The organism is Mycobacterium dioxanotrophicus (assembly GCF_002157835.1).
GTDB classification, from domain to species: domain Bacteria; phylum Actinomycetota; class Actinomycetes; order Mycobacteriales; family Mycobacteriaceae; genus Mycobacterium; species Mycobacterium dioxanotrophicus.
In genome coordinates this window covers 2,324,163-2,344,986 of sequence record NZ_CP020809.1, presented here as the reverse complement: position 1 = coordinate 2,344,986, position 20,824 = coordinate 2,324,163, and the positions used below count along the sequence as shown (strand labels likewise).

Annotated in this window: 21 protein-coding genes, 1 pseudogene and 1 riboswitch; of the genes and pseudogenes, 8 read left to right on the top strand and 14 right to left on the bottom strand. The window is 64.8% G+C overall.

What is annotated here, in order from left to right:
- The first annotated feature begins 5 nt into the window (after positions 1-5).
- Together istB and BTO20_RS11315 are read left to right on the top strand one after the other, a co-directional pair.
- Positions 6-792, top strand: a pseudogene (gene istB, locus BTO20_RS11320) (IS21-like element helper ATPase IstB).
- Positions 782-1,081, top strand: a complete 300-nt coding sequence (locus tag BTO20_RS11315) for a hypothetical protein (protein ID WP_087072533.1) — start codon at positions 782-784, stop codon at positions 1,079-1,081. Before istB ends, BTO20_RS11315 begins: the two are co-directional and overlap by 11 nt.
- Before the next feature lie 10 nt (positions 1,082-1,091).
- On the opposite strand, the gene BTO20_RS11310 is transcribed toward BTO20_RS11315, so the two are convergent.
- The 7 genes from BTO20_RS11310 to BTO20_RS11275 form a co-directional block, all read right to left on the bottom strand.
- Positions 1,092-1,361: a hypothetical protein gene (locus BTO20_RS11310; RefSeq protein ID WP_157680188.1), complete on the bottom strand. Its 270-nt coding sequence runs from the start codon at positions 1,359-1,361 to the stop codon at positions 1,092-1,094.
- Positions 1,362-1,694: 333 nt separating this feature from the next.
- A complete protein-coding gene (locus BTO20_RS41085) occupies positions 1,695-1,823 on the bottom strand; it encodes a hypothetical protein (RefSeq protein ID WP_269770341.1) in 129 nt (42 codons plus the stop codon).
- Entirely contained in the window at positions 1,820-2,500 is a 681-nt protein-coding gene (locus BTO20_RS11305) for a beta clamp domain-containing protein (protein WP_198344338.1), read from the bottom strand. Before BTO20_RS11305 ends, BTO20_RS41085 begins: the two co-directional genes overlap by 4 nt.
- Positions 2,501-3,131: 631 nt before the next feature.
- On the bottom strand, positions 3,132-3,686 hold the full coding sequence (locus BTO20_RS11295) for a hypothetical protein (RefSeq protein WP_157680186.1): 555 nt from the start codon (positions 3,684-3,686) through the stop codon (positions 3,132-3,134).
- Between the two features lie 676 nt (positions 3,687-4,362).
- Entirely contained in the window at positions 4,363-4,764 is a 402-nt protein-coding gene (locus BTO20_RS11285; RefSeq protein ID WP_087075882.1) for a hypothetical protein, read from the bottom strand.
- Positions 4,764-5,615, bottom strand: coding sequence for a phage antirepressor KilAC domain-containing protein (locus BTO20_RS11280; protein ID WP_087075880.1), 852 nt, complete (start codon positions 5,613-5,615; stop codon positions 4,764-4,766). Before BTO20_RS11280 ends, BTO20_RS11285 begins: the two co-directional genes overlap by 1 nt.
- Positions 5,616-5,678: 63 nt before the next feature.
- Positions 5,679-5,909 carry a helix-turn-helix domain-containing protein gene (locus BTO20_RS11275; protein ID WP_087075878.1) on the bottom strand — a complete coding sequence of 77 codons (231 nt, stop codon included), beginning with the start codon at positions 5,907-5,909 and terminating at the stop codon, positions 5,679-5,681.
- A 167-nt stretch (positions 5,910-6,076) separates the two neighbouring features.
- Between BTO20_RS11275 and BTO20_RS11270 the strand changes: the two genes are divergently transcribed.
- The 5 genes from BTO20_RS11270 (at position 6,077) to BTO20_RS11250 (ending at position 9,896) form a co-directional block, all read left to right on the top strand.
- Positions 6,077-6,661 (top strand): helix-turn-helix domain-containing protein, encoded by a 585-nt coding sequence (locus BTO20_RS11270; protein WP_198344337.1) that lies wholly within the window; start codon positions 6,077-6,079, stop codon positions 6,659-6,661.
- Positions 6,662-7,146: 485 nt separating this feature from the next.
- A complete protein-coding gene (locus tag BTO20_RS11265; RefSeq protein ID WP_087075876.1) occupies positions 7,147-7,521 on the top strand; it encodes a hypothetical protein in 375 nt (124 codons plus the stop codon).
- A 612-nt stretch (positions 7,522-8,133) separates the two neighbouring features.
- A complete protein-coding gene (locus tag BTO20_RS11260) occupies positions 8,134-8,622 on the top strand; it encodes a universal stress protein (RefSeq protein ID WP_087075874.1) in 489 nt (162 codons plus the stop codon).
- Positions 8,623-8,665: 43 nt separating this feature from the next.
- Positions 8,666-9,565, top strand: coding sequence for a hypothetical protein (locus tag BTO20_RS11255; RefSeq protein ID WP_087075872.1), 900 nt, complete (start codon positions 8,666-8,668; stop codon positions 9,563-9,565).
- 34 nt (positions 9,566-9,599) lie between these two features.
- Entirely contained in the window at positions 9,600-9,896 is a 297-nt protein-coding gene (locus BTO20_RS11250) for a hypothetical protein (RefSeq protein ID WP_087075870.1), read from the top strand.
- A gap of 12 nt (positions 9,897-9,908) precedes the next feature.
- On the opposite strand, the gene BTO20_RS11245 is transcribed toward BTO20_RS11250, so the two are convergent.
- The 5 genes from BTO20_RS11245 to prpD all read right to left on the bottom strand — a co-directional run bounded on the left by BTO20_RS11245 (position 9,909) and on the right by prpD (position 15,849).
- Positions 9,909-10,553: a dihydrofolate reductase family protein gene (locus BTO20_RS11245; RefSeq protein WP_087075868.1), complete on the bottom strand. Its 645-nt coding sequence runs from the start codon at positions 10,551-10,553 to the stop codon at positions 9,909-9,911.
- Positions 10,554-10,638: 85 nt separating this feature from the next.
- Positions 10,639-12,252: an FAD-dependent monooxygenase gene (locus tag BTO20_RS11240; protein WP_087075865.1), complete on the bottom strand. Its 1,614-nt coding sequence runs from the start codon at positions 12,250-12,252 to the stop codon at positions 10,639-10,641.
- Between the two features lie 56 nt (positions 12,253-12,308).
- Positions 12,309-13,433 (bottom strand): bifunctional 2-methylcitrate synthase/citrate synthase, encoded by a 1,125-nt coding sequence (locus BTO20_RS11235; protein WP_087075863.1) that lies wholly within the window; start codon positions 13,431-13,433, stop codon positions 12,309-12,311.
- Positions 13,430-14,347, bottom strand: coding sequence for a methylisocitrate lyase (gene prpB / locus BTO20_RS11230; protein WP_087075860.1), 918 nt, complete (start codon positions 14,345-14,347; stop codon positions 13,430-13,432). Before prpB ends, BTO20_RS11235 begins: the two co-directional genes overlap by 4 nt.
- Positions 14,344-15,849: a 2-methylcitrate dehydratase PrpD gene (gene prpD, locus BTO20_RS11225; protein WP_198344336.1), complete on the bottom strand. Its 1,506-nt coding sequence runs from the start codon at positions 15,847-15,849 to the stop codon at positions 14,344-14,346. Before prpD ends, prpB begins: the two co-directional genes overlap by 4 nt.
- 110 nt (positions 15,850-15,959) lie before the next feature.
- On the opposite strand from prpD, the gene BTO20_RS11220 reads away from it, so the two are divergent.
- Entirely contained in the window at positions 15,960-17,372 is a 1,413-nt protein-coding gene (locus tag BTO20_RS11220; RefSeq protein WP_198344497.1) for a short-chain fatty acyl-CoA regulator family protein, read from the top strand.
- 76 nt (positions 17,373-17,448) lie between these two features.
- Here the strand turns inward: BTO20_RS11220 and metE are convergent, their stop codons facing one another.
- Together metE and BTO20_RS11210 are read right to left on the bottom strand one after the other, a co-directional pair.
- Complete coding sequence (gene metE / locus BTO20_RS11215; protein ID WP_087075854.1) at positions 17,449-19,722, bottom strand: 5-methyltetrahydropteroyltriglutamate--homocysteine S-methyltransferase; 2,274 nt, start codon at positions 19,720-19,722, stop codon at positions 17,449-17,451.
- Positions 19,723-19,850: 128 nt separating this feature from the next.
- A riboswitch (cobalamin riboswitch) is annotated at positions 19,851-20,049 on the bottom strand.
- Positions 20,050-20,132: 83 nt separating this feature from the next.
- Complete coding sequence (locus BTO20_RS11210) at positions 20,133-20,807, bottom strand: sensor domain-containing protein (RefSeq protein WP_087075852.1); 675 nt, start codon at positions 20,805-20,807, stop codon at positions 20,133-20,135.
- Positions 20,808-20,824 lie beyond the last annotated feature (17 nt).

Genomic DNA, 20,824 nt, shown 5'->3' with positions numbered 1-20,824 from the left:
CACAGATGAGCGAAGCCCGCCGATACCAACAACTCCGGGCACATCTGTCCTATCTGAAACTCGGCGACGCAGCCGAAGCGCTACCCCGCATCCTCGATGCCGCCCGCGCCGAAAACCTGTCCCTGACCGCCGCTTTGGAGCGGCTGTTGGAGATCGAGGTCAACGCCACCGAAGCCCGCCGGCTGACCTCACGGTTGCGGTTCGCCTGTCTGCCCGAACCCTGGACCATGGCCGATTTCGATTTCGCCGCCCAGCCGGGGTCGACGCCAAACTGATCAACGACCTGGCCAGTCTGCGCTTCCTCGACGACGCGGCCAACGTGCTGTTCGTCGGCCCACCCGGGTCGGCAAGACCATGCTGGCCGTCGCGTTGGCCCGCGGCGCGGTCGAGGCCGGCCACCGGGTGTATTTCACCACCGCCGCCGACCTGGCGGCCCGCTGCCACAAAGCCGCCCTGGAAGGCCGCTGGCACACCTGCATGCGGTTCTTCGCCGGACCGAAACTGTTGGTGATTGACGAACTTGGCTACCTTCCGCTGCCCGGCGATGGGGCATCCGCGTTGTTCCAGGTGATCAACCAACGGTATCTGAAGTCGAGTACGATTCTGACAACCAATGTTGGGATCGCTGACTGGGCAACCGCTTTCGGAGACGCCACCGTCGCAGCCGCCATGTTGGACAGGCTACTGCACCGCGCCACCGTGGTCGGTATCGACGGACCCAGCTACCGGCTGCGCAACCACCAAGCCACCGCCGAAACGATGCGTAAGGCGGTCGCCGCCCATGTCAGCTGAGACCCGTTCCTGCCAAGCCTGCTGGACCGAATTCACCGCCACCACACCGACCAAGATCTACTGCTCAGACCGCTGCCGCAAACACGCCTGGGAGCAACGCAAACACAGCGACACCGCCGCCACCGTCACCGAGGCCCGGCCACCCGCCCCACAGCCGGCCGCCACCCGTTCCTGCCCGCATTGCGGCGAACCCATCACCATCGTCGCTTTGCTGACCACTCCAGAAGCTGCCCGCCCCAGCACCCCCGGCGACGGCACAATCGTTCCCCTGCAACGACGAACCTGCTAACCTTAGCCACTCAAGCCAACTGGGCAATTTCGCTTAGCATCTCTGGGCAGTCTTCTTTAGCGCCATCATCTCGATGCATCCCCGCTTTCCACTCGTCACACCAATCAGCGTGTTCCAGCAGCTCCCTCGCCAACCCTCGCGCGGTGTCTGGTTCCAGGAATGCCTGAATCTCGTTGACACCGTCGGGGAGCACATCGGTAAGCGCCAGTCGCACATGGGCTTCGCAGCCAGGTTGAACGTGCACGCTCCACTCGCCGGTAGCGCCATCGCCTACACTCATCGCGACTCCGTACGCTTACCGACCGCACGCCGGGCATCCATATGCCGCTTGTAGCGCGCGAACTGCTCAGGCAACTCGTCGAGTCGCCGCCGAGCCTCAGCAACCTCCGGATCGGTGCGTTCCAACTCATCCAGGTCCGCTTGCAGGCAATGGTTCACAGGTCGAACACCACCCTCTCCGTCTCGCCACCGCGGCGCAGCAACACCTCGTCGCCGCGGTCTATCGCGGCCAGGATGAAGCCAGCCACTCCGACATGCTTCCAGGACTGGTAGCACGACTGGCATCGACCATGGGGGGCCCGCGCAGGCCGCTTCCCGCACTTGATGCACAGGGTCATGGCTGTTCCCACACGATGGTTGTGGTGTCCGGTGGGGTGAAGTACAACCCGTACACCGCGACACCAACGAGAGCACCGAAGAGGACCATCCAGTACAGGCCGTCAGCGAAGAACCTTCGGATCATGCGACCGCCGCCTTCGATGGGCGCTTAGCTCGAGGCTTGCGGGCCACAGCTTTCTTCGGTTCGCGCTTCTCGGGCGACGGATTAACCCACTCCGGAACAACCCAATCCATCGAATCGTCATCAGCCATCCGAACCGGCATGACCATGCCGACGAAACTGTCACCAATCACAACCCTTATCGGCCTCGTGTGCCCGAAGAAATGCACACGCATCCTCGACGCGCCGGACACCCGCGCGAACTTCGCCAGAAACTGAGGGTTCAGGACCATCGCTTTGGATGGCTCGCTATCGGGGCTCGACTTCAGCAGAGTCAGCCATCCACGATGGACACCCGACTCAATTTCGGAGGCCGGCAGGGTGATGGTTTCTCCGCTGCTGAACGCGACCCGAATGGTCTTACCGTCAGCATCAAGCGCCACCTTCGAGAACGCCTGCTTGCACGCCCCGGCCAACTGGATGATGGTCTTGACTTGTTGAAGTGTAAGAGCCGCAGCGAAACCCCCTGTAGCTTCGTCGAGTTCCGTTTTTGATGCGCCGAGCACGAACCTGTCCGTGCCCACTGCGACCAGCTCCTGGCCGCTGGCCTCCAGATGGACGGCATTGATAATTGGAATCGTCGTAGCGCTACTGGCGAATAGTGATGCTTCCTTCAGGATGCGCACCAATTCGGTCGTCATCAGTTGAACAGTCATCCGAGTACCCCAGCGCATCCACCCGGTCCGGCCAAGGGTGGGTTCATGGACCCGTCAGGGATGATGCAACGTAGTGGTTGCCAGTAGTAGCCGATGCGGAAGGTGTTGAGGCGACTACCGTCTGGGAATGTGCGGCCCTCGCAATAACCGCCCCAGCCTGATGCACTCAGCCCGGGCCCGTTACCTGGGCACCAGAACGGTGGCACAGGCGTGAACGGATCCGGCAACGCCTCAGCACGAGCCGCCCAACCCACACCCGTACCCACAAGCACCGCAGCCGACAATGTCGCGACAATCCAACGGGCAGTGCGCTTATGAACAGTCCTATACATCACGCCGACACCGCCAGCTCTTCGGCCTGGTGACGACCAACGTAGCTACCGGGATCGATTTCAGCGCTGGCGGAATGCCTTCCCACCGCGCCGTCCTCCACCCGGATCGGCCTGGCACCTTCCATGCGGAACAACACTCGCTCCAGGGGTGTCGCCCACGCTGGTATAGGCCACAGGGTTTCAGTGGTTGATACGCTCGATGTTGACATCGGATGGGGTTCCTCTCTTGTGGTTGGGTTTTCCGGTGTTTCGGCGGGTCACCCGGGCAGGGGTGGCCCGCCGACTTACTTGGTGACGCGGTAGTCGGCGAGTAGTGAGGCGGCGATCGCGTCGTCGCTCGCATCCGATCCAGTGGCCCTCACGTAGGCGTTCCTGATTGCCGTGATGTGCGCGGCCAGATCCTCCTGCGAGACAGGCCTATCCGACTCGGACTCATCTGCCTCGAACTGGGCAGCTAGGTCACGCAGTTCGGCGACGAGCTGCTGGCACCGTTCCAACGGTGGCCGCGTCCCATCGAGCCCGACGAACCACTCCAACCCGAGCGCAGCTTCGTACAGCAGATCCGACGGTGGGCGTTCCGGGGAGGGCGACTCGTGGCCACCCACCTCCCCGAAACTATCCGCGCACTGCGTCCCCTCAGCACGCGGCGAATCCGGTTTCTTGGCGTGGTAGTCAGCCCACGTCGTTGCGTAGAGGTAGTCCTCGTCGGCTTCCGCCTCATCGCAGATGTCCTCAGCTCGCAGCGGGCATTCGACTGTCGGGCAGGTGCATTCAGCTGCTGGCGGGTCCAGCAGGTTTGGTGGTGTGTGATTCGCGGGGCACACGGTTCGCAGACCCAAGTCGATCCCGTCAGCGACAGCATTCAAGGCAGCGTTGACAACCGGCCAAAACCACCGCGCCGTCACCTTGTCCACCACCAGCCGAGAATCAAACGAGCACCACCAAACAACGCCAACAGCAGGGCAATCACGAAGAACAAGACATCGATCATGACGCCACCTGCGGAAACACGTGACCGCACTCAGTGCTGATCACCACTCGACGCGGCTGATCAACCGCAATCTTCACCCGCCGTCCGTGATGCTCAATCACCTTCCCGAACAGGTACTCCATGCAGCCAGCCGTCTTGTGCCACTGGTGAATACCGACACGGGAACCAACCGCGTGATGCGGCAAAGCACACGGTGGAGCAGGTGGCGTAGGAACACGGATCGGCTGGGTAGTCATGCTGCACCGCCGGTCATCTGCTGCTCTTCCCACGCGATGACATCAGAAAGCCTGTACCGCACATACTTTCCGAACTTCGCGTAACGCGGCCCGTACGGAACCTTCGCCCACTCAGCCAACGTGTTCGGCGGCAAACTCCAACGCTCCGTCAACTCCGGGCGGGTAAGCCAAATCCTGTCCGGATCCTGCTCATCAGGTGTAGTCACTTCGACCTCGGTTTCGACTCGTAGAGTGGACGTTTCGGCTTCGGCCAGTGCTGAATCGCCGGGCGCGGGATGGAGTGGAATGTCATGCCGTCCGCACCACCCGAACGTGGATCTCCTGCGTCTCCGGGTAGGTGGTCACCTCGTAGATGCCGGGCGACGGGATGTCCGGGTCATAAGAGGGGAGGTTGCCGCGCCACGAGGCAGGCTTCTCCTGCGCCGGATCTGGATGCCAAACATGTGACGTGCCAAGGCTGTCCCCATCGATCCATGTGCTCGTCTTGACGTAACGGCCATCCGAGTAGACGTTTGGATCTCCGAATAGCTCAGCCAGGGAAGCGATGTCGACTGTGATGTCGTGAATCGCGTTGGTCTGCAGCTCGTGACCTTCCTGGTCGCACATCGAACCGCCAATTTCGTCAAGCGCCCAGTCGGTGCGCTCCCGCAGGACCGCCGCGGCGTACTTGAGTGCATCGTCAGCGCGCATCAGGCAGCGCTCCTGAGCATTTCGATCAGCTTGTCGATGCCGGCGGGGCGGACCCGCACCTGCGGGGTACGGAGGTGGACACGCCCGTCCTCGTCCTCCCACTCGCCCATCGGCTTCTCACGGAGCCAGCCCTTTTCAATCGCCGTCTGGTACGCGCGCGGCTTTCCCTTGTGGTCCTTGTAGATCCAGCGGACCATCCGCAGCGTCTCCCACAGTCGGGTTTCACCAATCTCGATGTCGGCCCGATTGATGACCTTCGCGGCCTCATTGACGTCGTAGTCACCTTCGGCCGAGATGAAGTTGTCGAACTTCGCGGCCTTGGGTTCAACTTCCTTGAGCCGGTTCGATGCGATCACCAACTTGTTGGCGGTGTCGTGGAACATCGCCGCCATGTACGCGACACCCTCGGGCGTGGACAGGTCTGGCGCACGGAGTTCCAATTTGGCTTCCCGATGGACGTCCAGCAGGTGCGCGCGAAGCTCTTGGGCCACCTCGCTGTCTCGGAGCAGCATCCCGACGTTCAGCACGGCACGGTGGGAGAACAGCGCCATGGATGCCGCGCGGCTGGTAGATCCACTGAGGTTCTTCAGGGACCTCAGTTCGTCGCCAGTGATGACACGGAACCCATTGGCGGCCAACTCTTCGCGGTTGTCCTTGACGAGCGACTTGATTGCCTCCAGCCCTACGCCGTAGAACCGGGCGACCAGCTCGGTGGTGATATTGGTGTCGTCCGGCAGTTGGCAGAACGCGCGCACTTTGCGGAGCACATCGACACGGCCGGCCAGCGCGTCACGCTGGGCGCGCGCCGCGCCGTCGGTCAGATCGACCGCTGTAGTCTGGATGTCTGACATTCGAGCTACCTCTCGTTGTCGGTCGAAGCCCTCGCCCCGTACGGCGGGGGCTTTTTCGTGGATTTAGGCCACGCCCTTCTGCTCGACTGGGCGCTCCAGCACGGAGACGGGGACCTTCAGCGCGACGGCGAGCTTCTTGGTCACCGTGGCGTTAGGCCAGCGGTCACCGTTCTCAAGCTGAGAGAGGTAGGGGGCGGACACTCCGCTCGTCCTGGAAAGTTCTGCCGATGACCATCCGGTGCGTTCGCGGATGATTCGGAGCTCCTGCCAGACCCCGTAGGACTGTTTGACCATGCTGCAAACTGTAGTGCGAACAAGTGCAAACCGCAACCTGTTTGCGCCAACGGGACGGAAACGTGGCATTGACCTGCGATGTTCGATAACTACATCGACGTAACTGCAAAGATTCGGCCGACTGCGACGTATGGACTTTGCACCTGTTTGCACGCCAACATGTAGACGTGACCGAGAACAGTGGAACCCGCAAAGACTGGCCGTTTGGGCCAGAGCTGAAGCGGCATCGAGAACGCGCCGGGCTGTCCCAGCGCGAAGCATCGCGGCGCACCGCGCCGCCGGGTTCAGATAAGCCGGCAGTCAGCGCAGGGCGCTGGGCTCAGCTGGAAACGGGATGGCAGATAAACAAAGGGACGCTCATCCCCATAGGGACGACGGCCGCGACGGTTGCCGCGGCGGCCAGGGCGGTGCAGTGGGACGTGGACGATGCCCTGCAGATTGCGGGCTTTCGGCGGGAACACCTACCTGCGCCGCCCCCAGAGCCGACGATCGCCCGCTACTCAGATGACGAACTGATATCCGAAGTAAACCGACGCCTGAAGGAGGCACGGAATGTCATGGAAACTGCATCGCAGACGCGAACACCGCGCGAAACGCGTCAAGACGAGGAGGTAGACCTAGGTGCCAGGACGAGTGAGTCGACGGATGCGGGCGAGACGCGGGGGCGCGACACAGCCAACGAGATCCACGACAGGTTTCGGCGAGCTGTCCGCACGAAGGCTGGCGAGCACCCGCCGCGCCTGCATGAGTGACCAGGTGGTCGGCGGGCGAGTGTCCAACTCGGCAAGGATCAAATCGAGTGTGGCGCTTAGCTCGTCGTCTTCCATCTTCCGGTCCCCTCTGATACTGCGATGTTGCTGTGAGTCGAGAGGGTAGATGGTTGCTCCGACAAGTTTTTGACGACCCAGCAAATTACAATAGGGTGATTTGAACGCCTGGTTAATCCCGTCTGCCACTGGCGAAGAACCCCAAGTTAGCGATATCAGCAAAACAGCGGGGGGGGGGCGTCCAGGCAATCTCTTCCCACTGACCATCCGCAGATGCAGGCCGAAAATCGCCAGCTAACACCCGTCGGCGGTAACCCTGTTTCTCGCACGCACCCACACCTGGAAGCAGGGTTGCCGGGCACCATGGCAGCGAAGAGTGAGCCGCCGCGCGGTCAGCCTCCCCGCCTCGTTGACGCGACCGTTACGGCAAACGTCCACAGGCAACCCACAGTGACCATAGGATCACGTCCATGACTGAGGGGTCCGCGCGCATATCTAAGCCCGCAATCGTCGGGATAGCCTTCGGAGTGGTGATGTTGGTGGCCATGATCGCCGGGGGTGTCTACTACTTCACCCGCGGCCCGTCCGAGGAAGACGTTGCGGCTTTCGTCAAGACGGACATGCAGGGCTACTTCGACAGTGACCCGCAGATGGCCAAGTACCACTTCCCCATCACGGTCAAGCGGGTCGACCTCATTCACACGTCCGGCACGGAGTACAAGGGCATCGCCACGGTGCGCGCCAAGGGGGCCGACCACAACGTTGCGATCACGGTAAATTACGACGGTGAAAAGGGTATGTGGCAGGCAGACCGCGGCGCGTTCCTGTTCCTCTTGACCGGCTGAGCGCGGGGTCTGTATCGGGGGGTGGCGTGGTCACAGTCAGGCCATCTTTACTCATCGTTTATTCATCGCCAATGATGCCACCGACCGCCATTTTGCGCCCTAGCGTTCCCGGTTGATAACACCGTTACAGCAGGTCACAGCACCTGTGGCCACTTCGGTCCATGCCACTCCACGCGTCCTACTTAGAAGCGGTTGGTCGCAGGTTCGATCCCTGCCGGGGGCGCAATCTGTCTTCGCAGCTGAAGCGAGCTGCGAAGATGCACTAACGGCGTTGCCGCCAACCCATGGCCGGGTGCGTGTGCCCACCGGGTACGCACTCGTGCAGCATCGAGAATTCAGCTGCTGCACCCGTACCGGTCACCGGTACGCGGCTTCGGTCCGGTCGTCGCGGGCGCGGAGCGCCCGCAGGCGCCCGTCAGCGCGCGCACGGCGCGATGTCCATGTGACGACGTCGAAAAGATCGTTGGCCCAGATACTTTCGAGAGTCGCCGAAAGCCGGCGCACGTCCGCAGGTTCGACACCACATTTTCCCTTGCCGCAAGACCGGTGTGAACCGGCCTGACACGCGTTAATGTCCTGGTTGTCCTCGCAAACCGGCAGCTTGGAGACGCCATGAGCACCTATCGGACGGTAGTTGTCGGGACCGACGGCTCGGACTCGTCAATGCGAGCGGTTGACCGTGCCGCCCTGATCGCCGCGCAAGACAACGCGAAGTTGATCGTCGCGAGCGCGTACCAGCCCCATGTCGAGAAGGGCGGCTGGTCACGACCGCCGTCCCACGATCACGTCGATGACCCCCGCGCCGCTGACAGCCTCCGCGGCGATGGCTACAAGATGCACGGAGCAGCCCACATCTACGAGATCCTCCAGGAGGCGCGCGACCGCGCGAAGGCGGTCGGGGTCCACGACATCGACGAACGGGCACTCGAAGGCGCGCCGGTCGACGCACTGGTGAAACTTGCCGAGCAGACGAAGGCCGATCTGGTTGTCGTCGGAGACGTCGGGCTGGACTCGGTGGCCGGGCGTCTGCTGGGCTCGGTGCCTGCCAACGTCGCCCGTCGAGCCAAGGTCGACATTCTCATCGTCCACACCGCGGACTAGGACGCGTCGCACGGGTGACCGTGCGCGAGAATCTCGCTCTGACATGAGCACACCCCCGAAACGAGATGACGTTCGTCAGCGGCTCGCGCAGCGCTACCGGCAGTTGGCCGAACTCCGCAAGGAGGGCCTGACCGCGGCGGTCGCCTCCCGCTATCGCGAGATCGACGGCGGGACGCTGGGCACACTCGTGTCGGTCCAGTTGTTCACCACGGTCATCCCCTTGATGATCATCGGATTCGACTACTTCGCCGGCTTCGCCGAAAACGCCAGCCCGGGCGTCGTTTTCAGCCGCGAGGTGGGCCTGGTGAGCCCGCTGACCGACCGGGTGCGCGCGGCGTTCGGGGACTCCTCGGCATTCCGGTCGAGTTGGACGTTCATCGGGGTCGCCGGGTTCCTGGTCTGGGGAATCCCGATGTCCATCACCATCGCCAGCATCTTCGCCAAGGCCTGGCGCCGGGAACAGTTCGGGCTGGGGCAACGGCTGCTGCGCGGCGTCATCTGGTTCGTGCTGTATCTGACCATGCTCGCCGTGCGCGGGCTGATCGCGCTCGACCACGACCACCCCGGTTCGTTCCGGCCGCTGCTGTTCATGATCGCGCTGGTGCCGGTGTGGATCTTCTGGTCGCTCACACCGGTTCTGCTCGTCCGCGACGGCGCGCGGGGCATGCGGTACCTCGCCCTCACCGGACTCGGTGGAGTGCTCATCAACGGAATCGCTCTGCCGCTCGCCGCCCGGGTCGCGTTCCCGCCGTTGCTGCGCGGGTGGGAGGGCTTCGGCCCGATCGGCGTGGCGATGGCCTTGATGACGTGGTGCGGGGTCAGCGGCATCGGGTGGGTGTTGACGGCGTGTGTGGGCGCGGTGGTGTGGGAGCGCGCCGCCCCGGCCGACACCGTCATCGCATCAGAGGTCGACGTCGACTCGGAACTGGCGGAAGACGCGTAGAGCCAACGCTCCCGACCGGGTAGCGTGCCCACCCGTGCATGCCAATGGACTGGACCCCGACGACGAGTACGACCTCGACGAGGATGAGGCGAAGCTGTCCGAAGAGGACTTCAACGCCCACACCCTGGAAATCCGCCGCGCTGACGGCACCGCGGTGGTGACGCTGTCGGCGTTGGGTTCGGGACAGCAGTGGGCCGTGTACATGCAGCCCGGCGGCACGGTGCAGAACGCCTATCTGGGTGAGCCCGGTAGCCCCAGCCTCTGGGTCGACACGAACGACGCCGCGGTCACCCGCGACGACGACGGCACCTACGTCATCACCATCGATTAGTCAGCAAGCTCGTCATCTGCGCCAGAACAAATGGTGGGTGACGCCACTGGGGCTCGGCACGATGTCGTGGTGGAACCGGTCGTCCAACTCCTCCGGTGCGCACCACAGGCGGGAGCCGCCACCCAACTCGATCGGGGACACCGCCACGTGCAGCGTGTCGACGAGGTCGGCATCGAGGAACTGTCGGATGGTGGCGGCACCGCCACCGAGTCGCACATCCTTGCCTTGCGCGGCATTGCGTGCCTGATCCAGCACGGTGGCCGGGTCGGCGTCGACGAAGTGGAACGTGGTGTCGGAGAGGCGCAACGACGGCCGCTGGTAGTGGGTCATGACGAAAACCGGGGTGTGGAACGGCGGCTGCTCGCCCCACCAGCCCTGCCAGTCATGGTTCTCCCACGGTCCGCGGTACGGGCTGAACTTGTTGCGGCCCATGATTTCTGCGCCGATGTTGTTGGCGAAGTCGCGGGTCATGTAGTCGTCCAGACCGCGACTGCCTCCCGGGTCCGTGCGATTGGGCCAACTGGCCGTGGCGCCGGCCCAGGAAAACATGGTTGCGGGGTCGGCATGGCCGAACGGCCGCTCGCGGCTCTGATTCTCACCGGCGCCGAAACCGTCGCTGGAGACGTTGAAATTCTGAACTTTGAGCAGTTGCACCACGCGTTCACTCCCGATCGGTCAGTAGTCGATGTGACTGTGACCCGCGATGGCCGGAGAACTCATCGCGGGCGGCTCACAGAAGTGCTCACCGGAAGGTGAGCTTGAGATGGGCGACCAGGGCTGCACCGTCCACCCGACCACGTGACACGTAACCGACATAGCCGTCCGGTCGGACGACGTACATGGTTGGGTCCGCCGCCGCGTAGGCGCGTGCGAAACCCCCTGCGCTGTCCCAGACCAGCGGCAGGATCGTAGTCTGCGCAGCCGCATCGGGGTGGGCGATCAGGTACGCGTCGACGAGTCCGTGGCAGGCCTCTGCGGCGTCGGCGACCACCTGCTCGATCGCAGCGATGACGTCGTCGTCGCACCGCGGCCCGACATAACAGAGCAGCGTGTGCCGGGGCCCGGCCAGCAACGTGAACAGCCGTTGCGGGGGTACGACCGCCTCGCGCGTCAAACCGCTCGCATCGGGGGCCCGGGTGCCGGGTCGCGGTATCGAAGCGTCGTCGCCGGTGCTGACGATCGGACTGCCTCCGTAGTCGATCAGCAATTGCGCCTCACGTCGCATGACCTGGTCGGGATCGGCGGAGTCCGCACCGATGCCCTGCCGGGCGTGACGGACGGTGCGGCCGACCACCTCCTCCCCCACCGGGCGCCGTTCGGCGTCATAGCTGTCCAACAACCCCTCGGCCGCAACGCCTGACACCGCCAGTGCGAGTTTCCATGCCAGATTCTGCGCATCCTGAATGCCGGTGTTCATGCCCTGCGCCCCGGTCGGCGGATGGATGTGTGCCGCGTCGCCGGCCACGAACACCCGGCCGCGGCCGTAGGCGTCGACGATGCGATGGCTGATCCGGAACACCGACGACCACCGCAGGTTCCTCGCGGTGGTGGGCTCCGGTGCGAGCCGGTCCAGCACCGCCTGGAGGTGAGCCAGCTCCGGGGTGCGCTGCCCCTGAAACCCGTGCTGCACATCACCGTTCGGCGCGACGGCGAGTTCATCGGGAACCAGCATCGACATCCGGTAACGCTTGCGGCCCGGCAGCGGAATGCAGACCAGCAGATCGTCGGTCTGACCGGCGGTCTGGTGCATGGCCCGCACGGTGTATCCGGGCGGCATGGACCAGTCCACCTCGACATCGCCGAGCATGTACTGTTCATCGAACGCCGCGCCCTCGAATGTCAGACCAAGTTGCTTGCGCACCAACGAATGTGCACCGTCCGCGCCCACCAGATAGTGTGTCCGCACGCTCTGCCGGTTCCCGGCGGCGTCCGTCAGTGTCGCGGTGACACCGTCGGCGTCCTGCTCGAATCCGGTCAGTCGCAGGCCCCTTTCTACCGCGACGCCGCGGGAAGTCAACTCCTCGCCGAGGATGCGTTCGGTGGCGTACTGCGGTAGCCCGATGAATTGAAAGGGCACATCGTCAGGAAGGGTCAGGTCCAGCCGCCCGACCTGCTCACCGTTCACATAGACGAGTTGACCACGCAGCTGGACAGCAGCGTCGAGGATCTGCCGCAGCACACCCATCCGCTCGAACAGTTCCAGCGTACGGGGCTGGATGCCAACGGCTTTCGCATACTGCGGCGGTTCCAGCAGCGGGTCGACGATACGACATCCGATACCGTTGCGGGCCAGTTCGATCGCGGCGCTCATGCCGATCGGCCCCGCTCCGGCGATCAGCACATCGGTGTCCTTCACGCCGAGATTATGCTGCCCCCGTGGGCCCGGTATCGGCGATTACCGGATTTCAGCCCTCACGACAGTGCGCGCTGCGGCTGACCGCTGTATTCGCTCAGCGGCCGGATCAGGGCGTTGGAGCCGGCTTGCTCGATGATGTGGGCGGTCCATCCGGTGATCCGGCTCATCACGAAGATCGGTGTGAAGCTGGGAATGTCGAAGCCCATCAGGTGATACGCCGGGCCGGTCGGGAAGTCCAGATTCGGCGCAATCCCGGTGGCGGCACGCATGTCCTGCTCGAGCCGCTCATAGATGTCGAGCCACCGCTGCCCGTCACGGACGGCGGCGACCTGCTGCAGAGCCGTCTTCATGGTCGGCACCCGGGAGTCACCGTTGCGGTACACCCGATGACCGAAGCCCATCACCTTCTTCTTCCGGGACAGCTTGTCGTGCAACCAATCCGCCGCGCGATCGGCGGAGCCGATCTCCAACATGTCGTGCATGACCGCTTCGTTGGCCCCACCGTGCAGGGATCCCTTGAGCGCCCCGATCGCCGCGGTCACCGCACTGTAGATGTCGGACTGCGTCGAGGTGACCACGCGGGCCGCGAAGGTCGACGCGTTGAAACTGTGTTCGGCGTAGAGGATCATCGACTGCTCGAAGGCCTTGACGACCACGGGATCAGGGACGTCCCCGAAGCACATGTTCAGGAAGTTCTCGGAGTAACCCAGGCGTGACTGCGGGCCGATCGGCTCAAGCCCGCGCCGCCTGCGCATGTCGGCTGCCACGATCGTCGGCAGCATCGCGAACATCCGGAGTGACTTGGCATAGTTGGCAGCGGCACTGCTGTCGTCTTCGTCGGGGTCCTCGGCGCCGAGATAGCTGATGGCGGTCCGCACCACGTCCATCGGGTGGCAGTTGTCCGGGAGCTTGTCCACCAGCGACAGCAGCGAGCGGTTCAACCGCCGGGATGCCCGCTCCCGCTGCTCGAACAGGGCCAACTCCCGATCCGAGGGTAGTTCACCGTGCCAGAGCAGATGCGCCACCTGTTCGAAACTGCAGTGCGCGGCGAGATCCTGCACGGGGTACCCGCGATAGGTCAACGTGTTGGTCTCGGGCACCACCTTGGAGATGGCGGTGGTATCGACCACCACTCCCGCCAGTCCCTTGTAGACCTTGGGCTTGCTCTCTGTGCCAGTCACCGCGTTGTCCCTTGCAGCGAGAAGTTGTAGACGTCGGAGTCGAATTGGCTGTACTCGGGGTAGCGCAGCAGCTCGTAAAGCCTGCTGCGATGCTGCATCCGGTCGAGCAGGCCGGATTGAGTACCCGCGGCATCGATTTCGCGTAGACCTGCCTCGACGGCGTACATCGCCAGCCGCAAGGTGGTGACCGGATAGATGACCATGTTGTAGCCGATGTCGGCCAGCTGACGCGCGGTCAGCAGTTCGGACTTGCCGAACTCGGTCATATTGGCCAGCAGCGGGGTGTCGACGGCGGCGCGGAACTGCTCGAATTCGTCGGGCGTGCCGAGTGCTTCGGTGAAGATCAGATCGGCACCGGCATCTGCATAGGCCTTGGCCCGGTCGATGGCCGCGGACATCCCCTCGAGTCCCGCGGCATCGGTGCGCGCGCAGATCACGAAGTTCGGGTCACGCCGGGCCGCCACCGCGGCCCGCAACCGCTTGACCATCTCGGCGGTCTCGACGACGGCCTTGCCGTCGAGGTGACCGCACCGTTTCGGATTGACCTGATCCTCCAGGTGCAGCCCGGCGAGACCGCTGTCTTCGAGTTGCGTGACGGTGCGCGCCGCACTCATCGGTTCACCGAACCCGGTGTCGGCATCGATCAGCGTGGGCAGATCCGTCACCGACGCGATCTGTGCCCCACGTAGGGTGACTTCGGTCAACGTGGTCAGGCCGATGTCGGGCAACCCCAGGTCGGCCGAAAGCACCGCGCCCGAGACATACACGCCCTCGAATCCGATCTCCGTGACCAGCTTGGCCACCAGCGGCGAGAACGCGCCTGGAAAGCGTTGCAGTTTCCCGGATTCCAGGCCGGCGCGAAAGCACGCCCGTTTCTCGGCTGCCGAACTCGCCGATGCCAGCAGGCCGCTCATTGGAAAATCCCCGAGGGCACCGTCGGCGCCTTCTCCAGCACCCGCGCATCGACCCGCACGTTGAGTGCGTTCAGGCCGCCCGGCTTGATTTTGGCGATGCCGTCGACGGCAGACAGGAACCGTTGTTGTTCTTCAGGTTCCACCACACCGTCGGCAAGCTCGGCGAACTTGGCCACGTACTGCTCGCGTTCGAAGGGCCGTGCGCCCAGCGGATGCGCGTCGGCGACGGCGAGTTCGTCGACGATCGTCTCGCCGTTCTTCAGTGTCACCACGGCCCGTGCCCCGAACGCTTTTTCGGCGGGGTCGGTGGAGTGGTAGCGCCGTGTCCACTCCGGATCCTCGACCGTGCTGATCTTGCGCCACAGTTCGACGGTGTCGGGCCGGTGTGCCCGTTCGGGGGCATAGGATCGCTCGTGATGCCAGGTCCCGTCCTGCAGCGCGACGGCGAAGATGTACATCACCGAGTGATCCAGGGTCTCGCGGGAGGCGTCGGGATCGAACTTCTGCGGATCGCCCGATCCGGTGCCGATCACCACGTGGGTGTGGTGGCTCGTGTGCAGCGTGATGGACGAGATCTGGTCGAGATCGCCGATGCGCTCGCGCATCCGGCGCGCCAGGTCGATCGGCGCCTGGCTCTGATACTCCGCGGAATGTTCTTTGGTGTAGGTGTCCAGGATGGCGCGCTTGGGCTCGCCGGGACCGGGCAACGGCACCCGGTAGGTGTGTGCAGGGCCCGACAGCAGCCAGGCGATCACGCCGTCCTCGCCCTCCCAGATCGGGGCCGGCGAACCCTCGCCGCGCATCGCGCGATCAACCGCTTCGATGGCGACCTTGCCCGCCCACGCCGGCGCATACGCCTTCCAGCTGGAGATCAGACCCTTACGGGATTGGCGGGTGGCGGTGGTCAGGTGCAGGGCCTGGCCGACGGCTGCGTAGATGGTCTCCGGGTCCAGCCGCAGCATGGTGCCGAGACCGGCGGCCACCGACGGTCCGAGATGGGCGACATGGTCGATCTTGTGCTCGTGCAGGCAAATTCCCTTCACCAGGTCGACCTGCACCTCGTAGGCCGTCGCGATACCGCGGATCAGGTCCGCTCCGCGCACCCCGAGCTGCTGAGCAACGGCCACCAGTGCCGGGATGTTGTCACCGGGATGCGAGTACTCGGCGGCGAGGAAGGTGTCGTGGAAATCCAACTCCCGCACCGCCACTCCGTTGGCCCAGGCCGCCCATTCCGCCGACACCGTGCCGTCGACGCCGAACACCGCAGCACCCTGGCGGGTCTGGTGGGCCAGGGCCTGGGTCCGCGCGACGGTGACGGGCCGGCGGATCACCGATGCGGCTGATACTGCGGCGTTGTCGATGATGCGGTTGATCACCATCGCCTCGGTCTCCGGCGGCACGTCAACCGGGTCGGCGGCAACCTGGGCGATTTTCCAGGCGAGGTGTTCGTTGCGGGGAAAGTCCTCGGCACTGCGCCGGGTGCGGACGTCGTGAACAAGCATGATCCGCACGGTACGCAGGGCGCTGAACTCAGAAAAGTACCTGTAAATGCGTAATTTTGTGTCCTTGGCAGACGAATTTTGCGAATGTTGTGTAAGGGCTTCGCGGTAGCCTGAGGGCGGTGGCGAAGACATTCGCGGGCGCCCGACTCAGACGGCTCCGAGACGAGCAAGGCCTCACGCAGGTCGCGCTGGCACGCGCGCTCGGCCTGTCCACCAGCTACGTGAACCAGCTGGAGAACGACCAGCGTCCGATCACCGTCCCCGTACTGCTCGCGCTCTCCGAACGATTCGACCTGCCGACGCACTACTTCGCACCCGACGCCGACGCGCGACTGGTTTCCGACCTCCGCGAAATCCTCGTCGACGCGACGGCCGCGCAGATCGAAGAGCTCGTCGCCCGGATGCCCGACGCCGCCCAAACCATGGTGAGTCTGCATCGGCGCCTGCACGACGCCACCGCCGAATTGGAGGCGATGCACGACCGGACGAGCCTCGATGTCCAGACCGGCACCCAGCAACCCATGCCCTTCGAGGAGGTACGCGACTTCTTCTACGACCGTCGCAACCACATCGACGCGCTCGACCGCGCGGCCGAGGAGCTGTTCGCCACGCACCGCTTGCACATCGGCGGGCTCGACAGCCAGCTGGCCGAGCTGCTGTCCGCCAAGTTCGGCATCACCGTGGTGGTCGACGACGGCGGGATCTTGGGCCCCAACGTAAAACGCCGGTACCAGGGCGATGCCCGCACCCTTCACGTGGCGCGATGGCTGCTGCCGGGTCAGCGGGCATTCCAGCTGGCGACGCAGATCGCGTTGCTGTCCCACTCAGATCTCATCGATGCCATCGTCGCCACCGATGACCAGTTGAGTTCTGAGTCAAGGGATGTGGCACGGATCGGGCTGGCGAATTATTTCGCAGGCGCCCTACTCTTGCCGTACCGGATGGTGTTGTCGGCCGCCGAGGAACTCCGGTACGACATCGACCAACTCGCGCGGCGATTCGAAGTCGGATTCGAAACCGTCTGTCATCGTCTTTCGACGCTGCAGCGGCCGGACGCGCGCGGCGTCCCGTTCATCTTCGTCCGCACCGACAGCGCCGGGAACATTTCAAAACGACAGTCCGCGACGGCATTCCACTTCTCTCGGGTGGGCGGGAACTGTCCGCTGTGGGTGGTGCATCACGCCTTTTCCCGACCGGGGCAATTCCTGACGCAGGTGGCCCAGATGCCCGACGGCCGTAGCTACTTCTGGATCGCCAAGACCTCGACGTCGACACCGAGCCGATACCTCGGTACTCCCAAGAGTTTTGCGATCGGCCTGGGTTGCGATCTCGCGCATGCGCACAAGCTGGTGTACTCGGTGGGCGTCGATCTCGACGATCCCGAGGCGACGGTGCCGATCGGTGCCGGCTGCCGGATCTGCGACCGCCCCGCCTGCCCGCAACGGGCCTTCCCGTACGTGGGTCGCCCCGTTCAGATAGATCCACAGACCAGTAGCAATCTGCCGTATTCGGGCACCCTCTAGGGTCGCACGTGACTGCCCGGCCGCCGTGCCGCCGACGAACGTGTTCAGCGGCGACACGACGGCCGGCAGGTCCGAATCAGCTCGATCGCAGCGCCGCGGCCGCAGCGACCATGTGCCGCAGCGAAGCCATCACCTCCGGCGTGGTCCGGGTCTTGAGGCCGCAGTCGGGGTTCACCCAGAGGCGTTCTGCGGGAACGGACTCCAGTGCCTCACGCAGTGATGTCGTGATCTCGTCGACTCCGGGCACCCGCGGCGAGTGGATGTCGTAAACGCCGGGGCCGACACTGTTCGCGAATCCGACATCGTTGAGGTCGGCGAGCACCTCCATGTGCGAACGTGCTGCCTCGATGGATGTCACGTCGGCATCCAGGTCGGCGATCGCGCCGATCACTTCACCGAACTCCGAATAGCAGAGGTGCGTATGGATCTGGGTCGAGTCGGCAACACCTGAGGTCGACAGCCGGAACGCCTCGACGGCCCACCGCAGATAAGCCTCCTTGTCTTTCGACCGCAACGGCAGCAGCTCGCGCAGCGCAGGCTCGTCGACCTGGATGATCGCGATGCCCGCAGACTGCAGATCGACCATCTCGTCCCGGATCGCCAGGGCCACTTGAGCCGCGGTCTGGGCGAGCGGTTGGTCGTCGCGGACGAACGACCAGGCCAGGATGGTCACCGGACCGGTCAGCATGCCCTTGACCGGCTTGTCGGTCAGCGACTGCGCAAACGTGATCCACTCGACCGTCATCGGATTGGGCCGGGCCACATCGCCGTACAGGATCGGCGGGCGTACGCACCGGCTGCCGTAGGACTGCACCCAGCCGTTCTGGGTTGCGAAGAACCCGTCGAGCTGCTCGGCGAAGTACTGCACCATGTCGTTGCGCTCAGGTTCGCCGTGCACGAGGACGTCCAGGCCCAGCTGCTCCTGCAATGCGATGACGCCGGCGATCTCGGCCTTCATGCGGCGCTCGTACTCCGCCGCGTCGATCTTGCCGGACCGCAGGTCCGCGCGCGCCACCCGAATGGCCGAGGTCTGCGGGTAGGACCCGATCGTCGTGGTGGGCAGGGCCGGCAGTTTCAACCGGTCCTGCTGCACCACCCGGCGCTCGTCGGCGGGAGCACGCTTGGCGCCCGACGCGAGAAGGGACGAGATACGCGCCCGGATCTGGCCGTTGTCGAGCCGTGGATCGGCGGTGCGCGATGCGATCGCGGCGTCGGACGCCGCGATCTCCGCGGCGATGGCCTCACGTCCGTTCTTCAGCCCGCGGGCCAGGGCGGCCACCTCGCGGACCTTCTCGGCCCCGAATGCCAGCCAACTGCGCAATGCCGCGTCGATGCCGTCCTCGGCCTCGAGGGTGTACGGCACGTGCAGCGTCGAGCATGACGTCGAGACGGCCACTGCACCAGCGCTTTCCAGCATCCCGACCAGTTTGCCGAGGGCAGCGTCGAGGTCGGTGCGCCAGATGTTGCGTCCGTCGACGACGCCGGCCACCAGCAGCTTGTCGGCGAGTTCCGGCACGGCGGCGACGGGTGCCGAGTCTCCGGCGCTCAGGTCGAAACCGATCGCCTCGATCGGAGTGCGGGCCAACGCCGGGAGAGCATCGGTGAGCTCACCGAAGTACGTGGCGACGAACAACGCAGGCCGGGTGGTCAGCGCACCGAGCCGGGCATAGGTGCGCTCGGTCAGCTCTGGTGCGTCGGGCAGGATGTCGGTCACCAGGATGGGCTCGTCGAGCTGCACCCAGGGGACGCCCTTGTCGGCGAGCAACTCCAGCAGTTCGGCGTACACCGCGACGAGCTCGTCGAGCCGGCCGATGGGGGTGGTGCCACCGTTCACGGCCTTCGACAGCGCCAAGAACGTGATCGGCCCGATGATCACCGGCCGCGCCGGAACGCCTTGCGCAGCAGCCTCTTCCACCTCGCCGAGCACCTTGGCCGGGTTGAGTTCGAAGGCGGTGCCCGGCCCGATCTCCGGGACGATGTAGTGGTAGTTGGTGTCGAACCACTTCGTCATCTCCAGCGGCGCGATCTCGTCGTTGCCCCGCGCGGCCGCGAAGTAGCGGTCCAGGTCGTCAGCTACGCCGGCCACTCGGACCGGTAGTGCACCGACGAGCACGGCGGTGTCGAGCACCTGGTCGTAGTAGGAGAAGGTGTTGACCGGGACGGAGTCCAGCCCCGCCGCGACGAGCGATGACCAGGTGTCGCGACGCAGGGTGGCGGCGACGGAATCGAGTTCTGCGCGGTCGATGCGGCCCGCCCAGTATTTTTCGACCGCGCGCTTGAGTTCGCGGTTCGGGCCGATGCGCGGCGACCCGAGAATGGTGGCGGTGAAAGGTGAAGCGGTTGTGCTCATGACGGCGTCCTTGGGCGTGCGACGGGATGGTCACCGCCAGGAGGCGTCGAGCCGAGCACGGTCGCCCGCCACGAGCGAGCCGCGTTCGGCCACTGCCCATTCCGCGAGGCGATGAACCACCGGGCGCGGCGCGCCCGGTACGGCTGGCAGGTCTTCGGACTCGCAGGCTCGCACGAGATCTCGTGCACCTAGTGGCCGTCGCTTCCCAGCCGCAGTTACCTGCGTGCCAGTGCTGATGACGGCGGTCGTTCCTGCATACCGCTGCGGGACAGTCCCGGATTCCCACCGGGTTCCCTCTCACGTCGCACCTGTCTGAGCGTGCGGCGTTCGATGTCGGCACGGGCCTGGGCCTGTGTCGACAAACCAGCTGCGTGACTCAGACTACCCGTTGCCTGGTCGTGAGCCACCGCTCATCGAGGCATCGCGGCCTTGATCTTGTCGACGATGTCAGCGGCCTGGGTGACCGACGAGCCGTCCGGCTTGCAGGCCTGAATGTCCATGACCAGGTTGGAGGCGGCGGCCAGGGCGCGCTGACAGGCCCGGGTCTGGTCGCCGTTGACGCGGGTGAACGGCATGGTGAGCTCGGAATCGGTCTTGGTGAGGTCGCCGCTCGTCCACCTGGGCAGAGGTTGCCCGTTGAGGGTGATGTTCACATGGTGGTTGGTGCATTTCGACCAGCGGTCCGCGGATTGGTTGAGGAAGTCGGTGGCGTCCTGCGTCGACGGGAAGATGACCACCGACTGCACCACCAGGTTGTTCCAGTCATCGGTGTCGGGCGCACGCAGCAGCACCTGCCGCATGGCGGTCCACTTGGTGCCGTAGATGGCCGACTCGTCAACCTGCCACGCGCCCAAGCAGTTCAGATTGGGCAGCAGGTTGCGATGGTCACCCATTTCGGTGACCGGCGGGTGCGCCACCATCCCTTGGGTTCCCATGAGCGCGTTGATCTGGTCGGTGCTGAGCAGCAGCCCCTCAAGCGCGGACGCGGGCACGTCCTTCGGCGGGCCTTGGGTCTTGTCGCCGTTGCCGGCACAACCTGTTGCCAGCAGCACGAGCATGAGCAACGAAATCGCAAGCCGGATCACGGTTGTCCTTGCTGAAG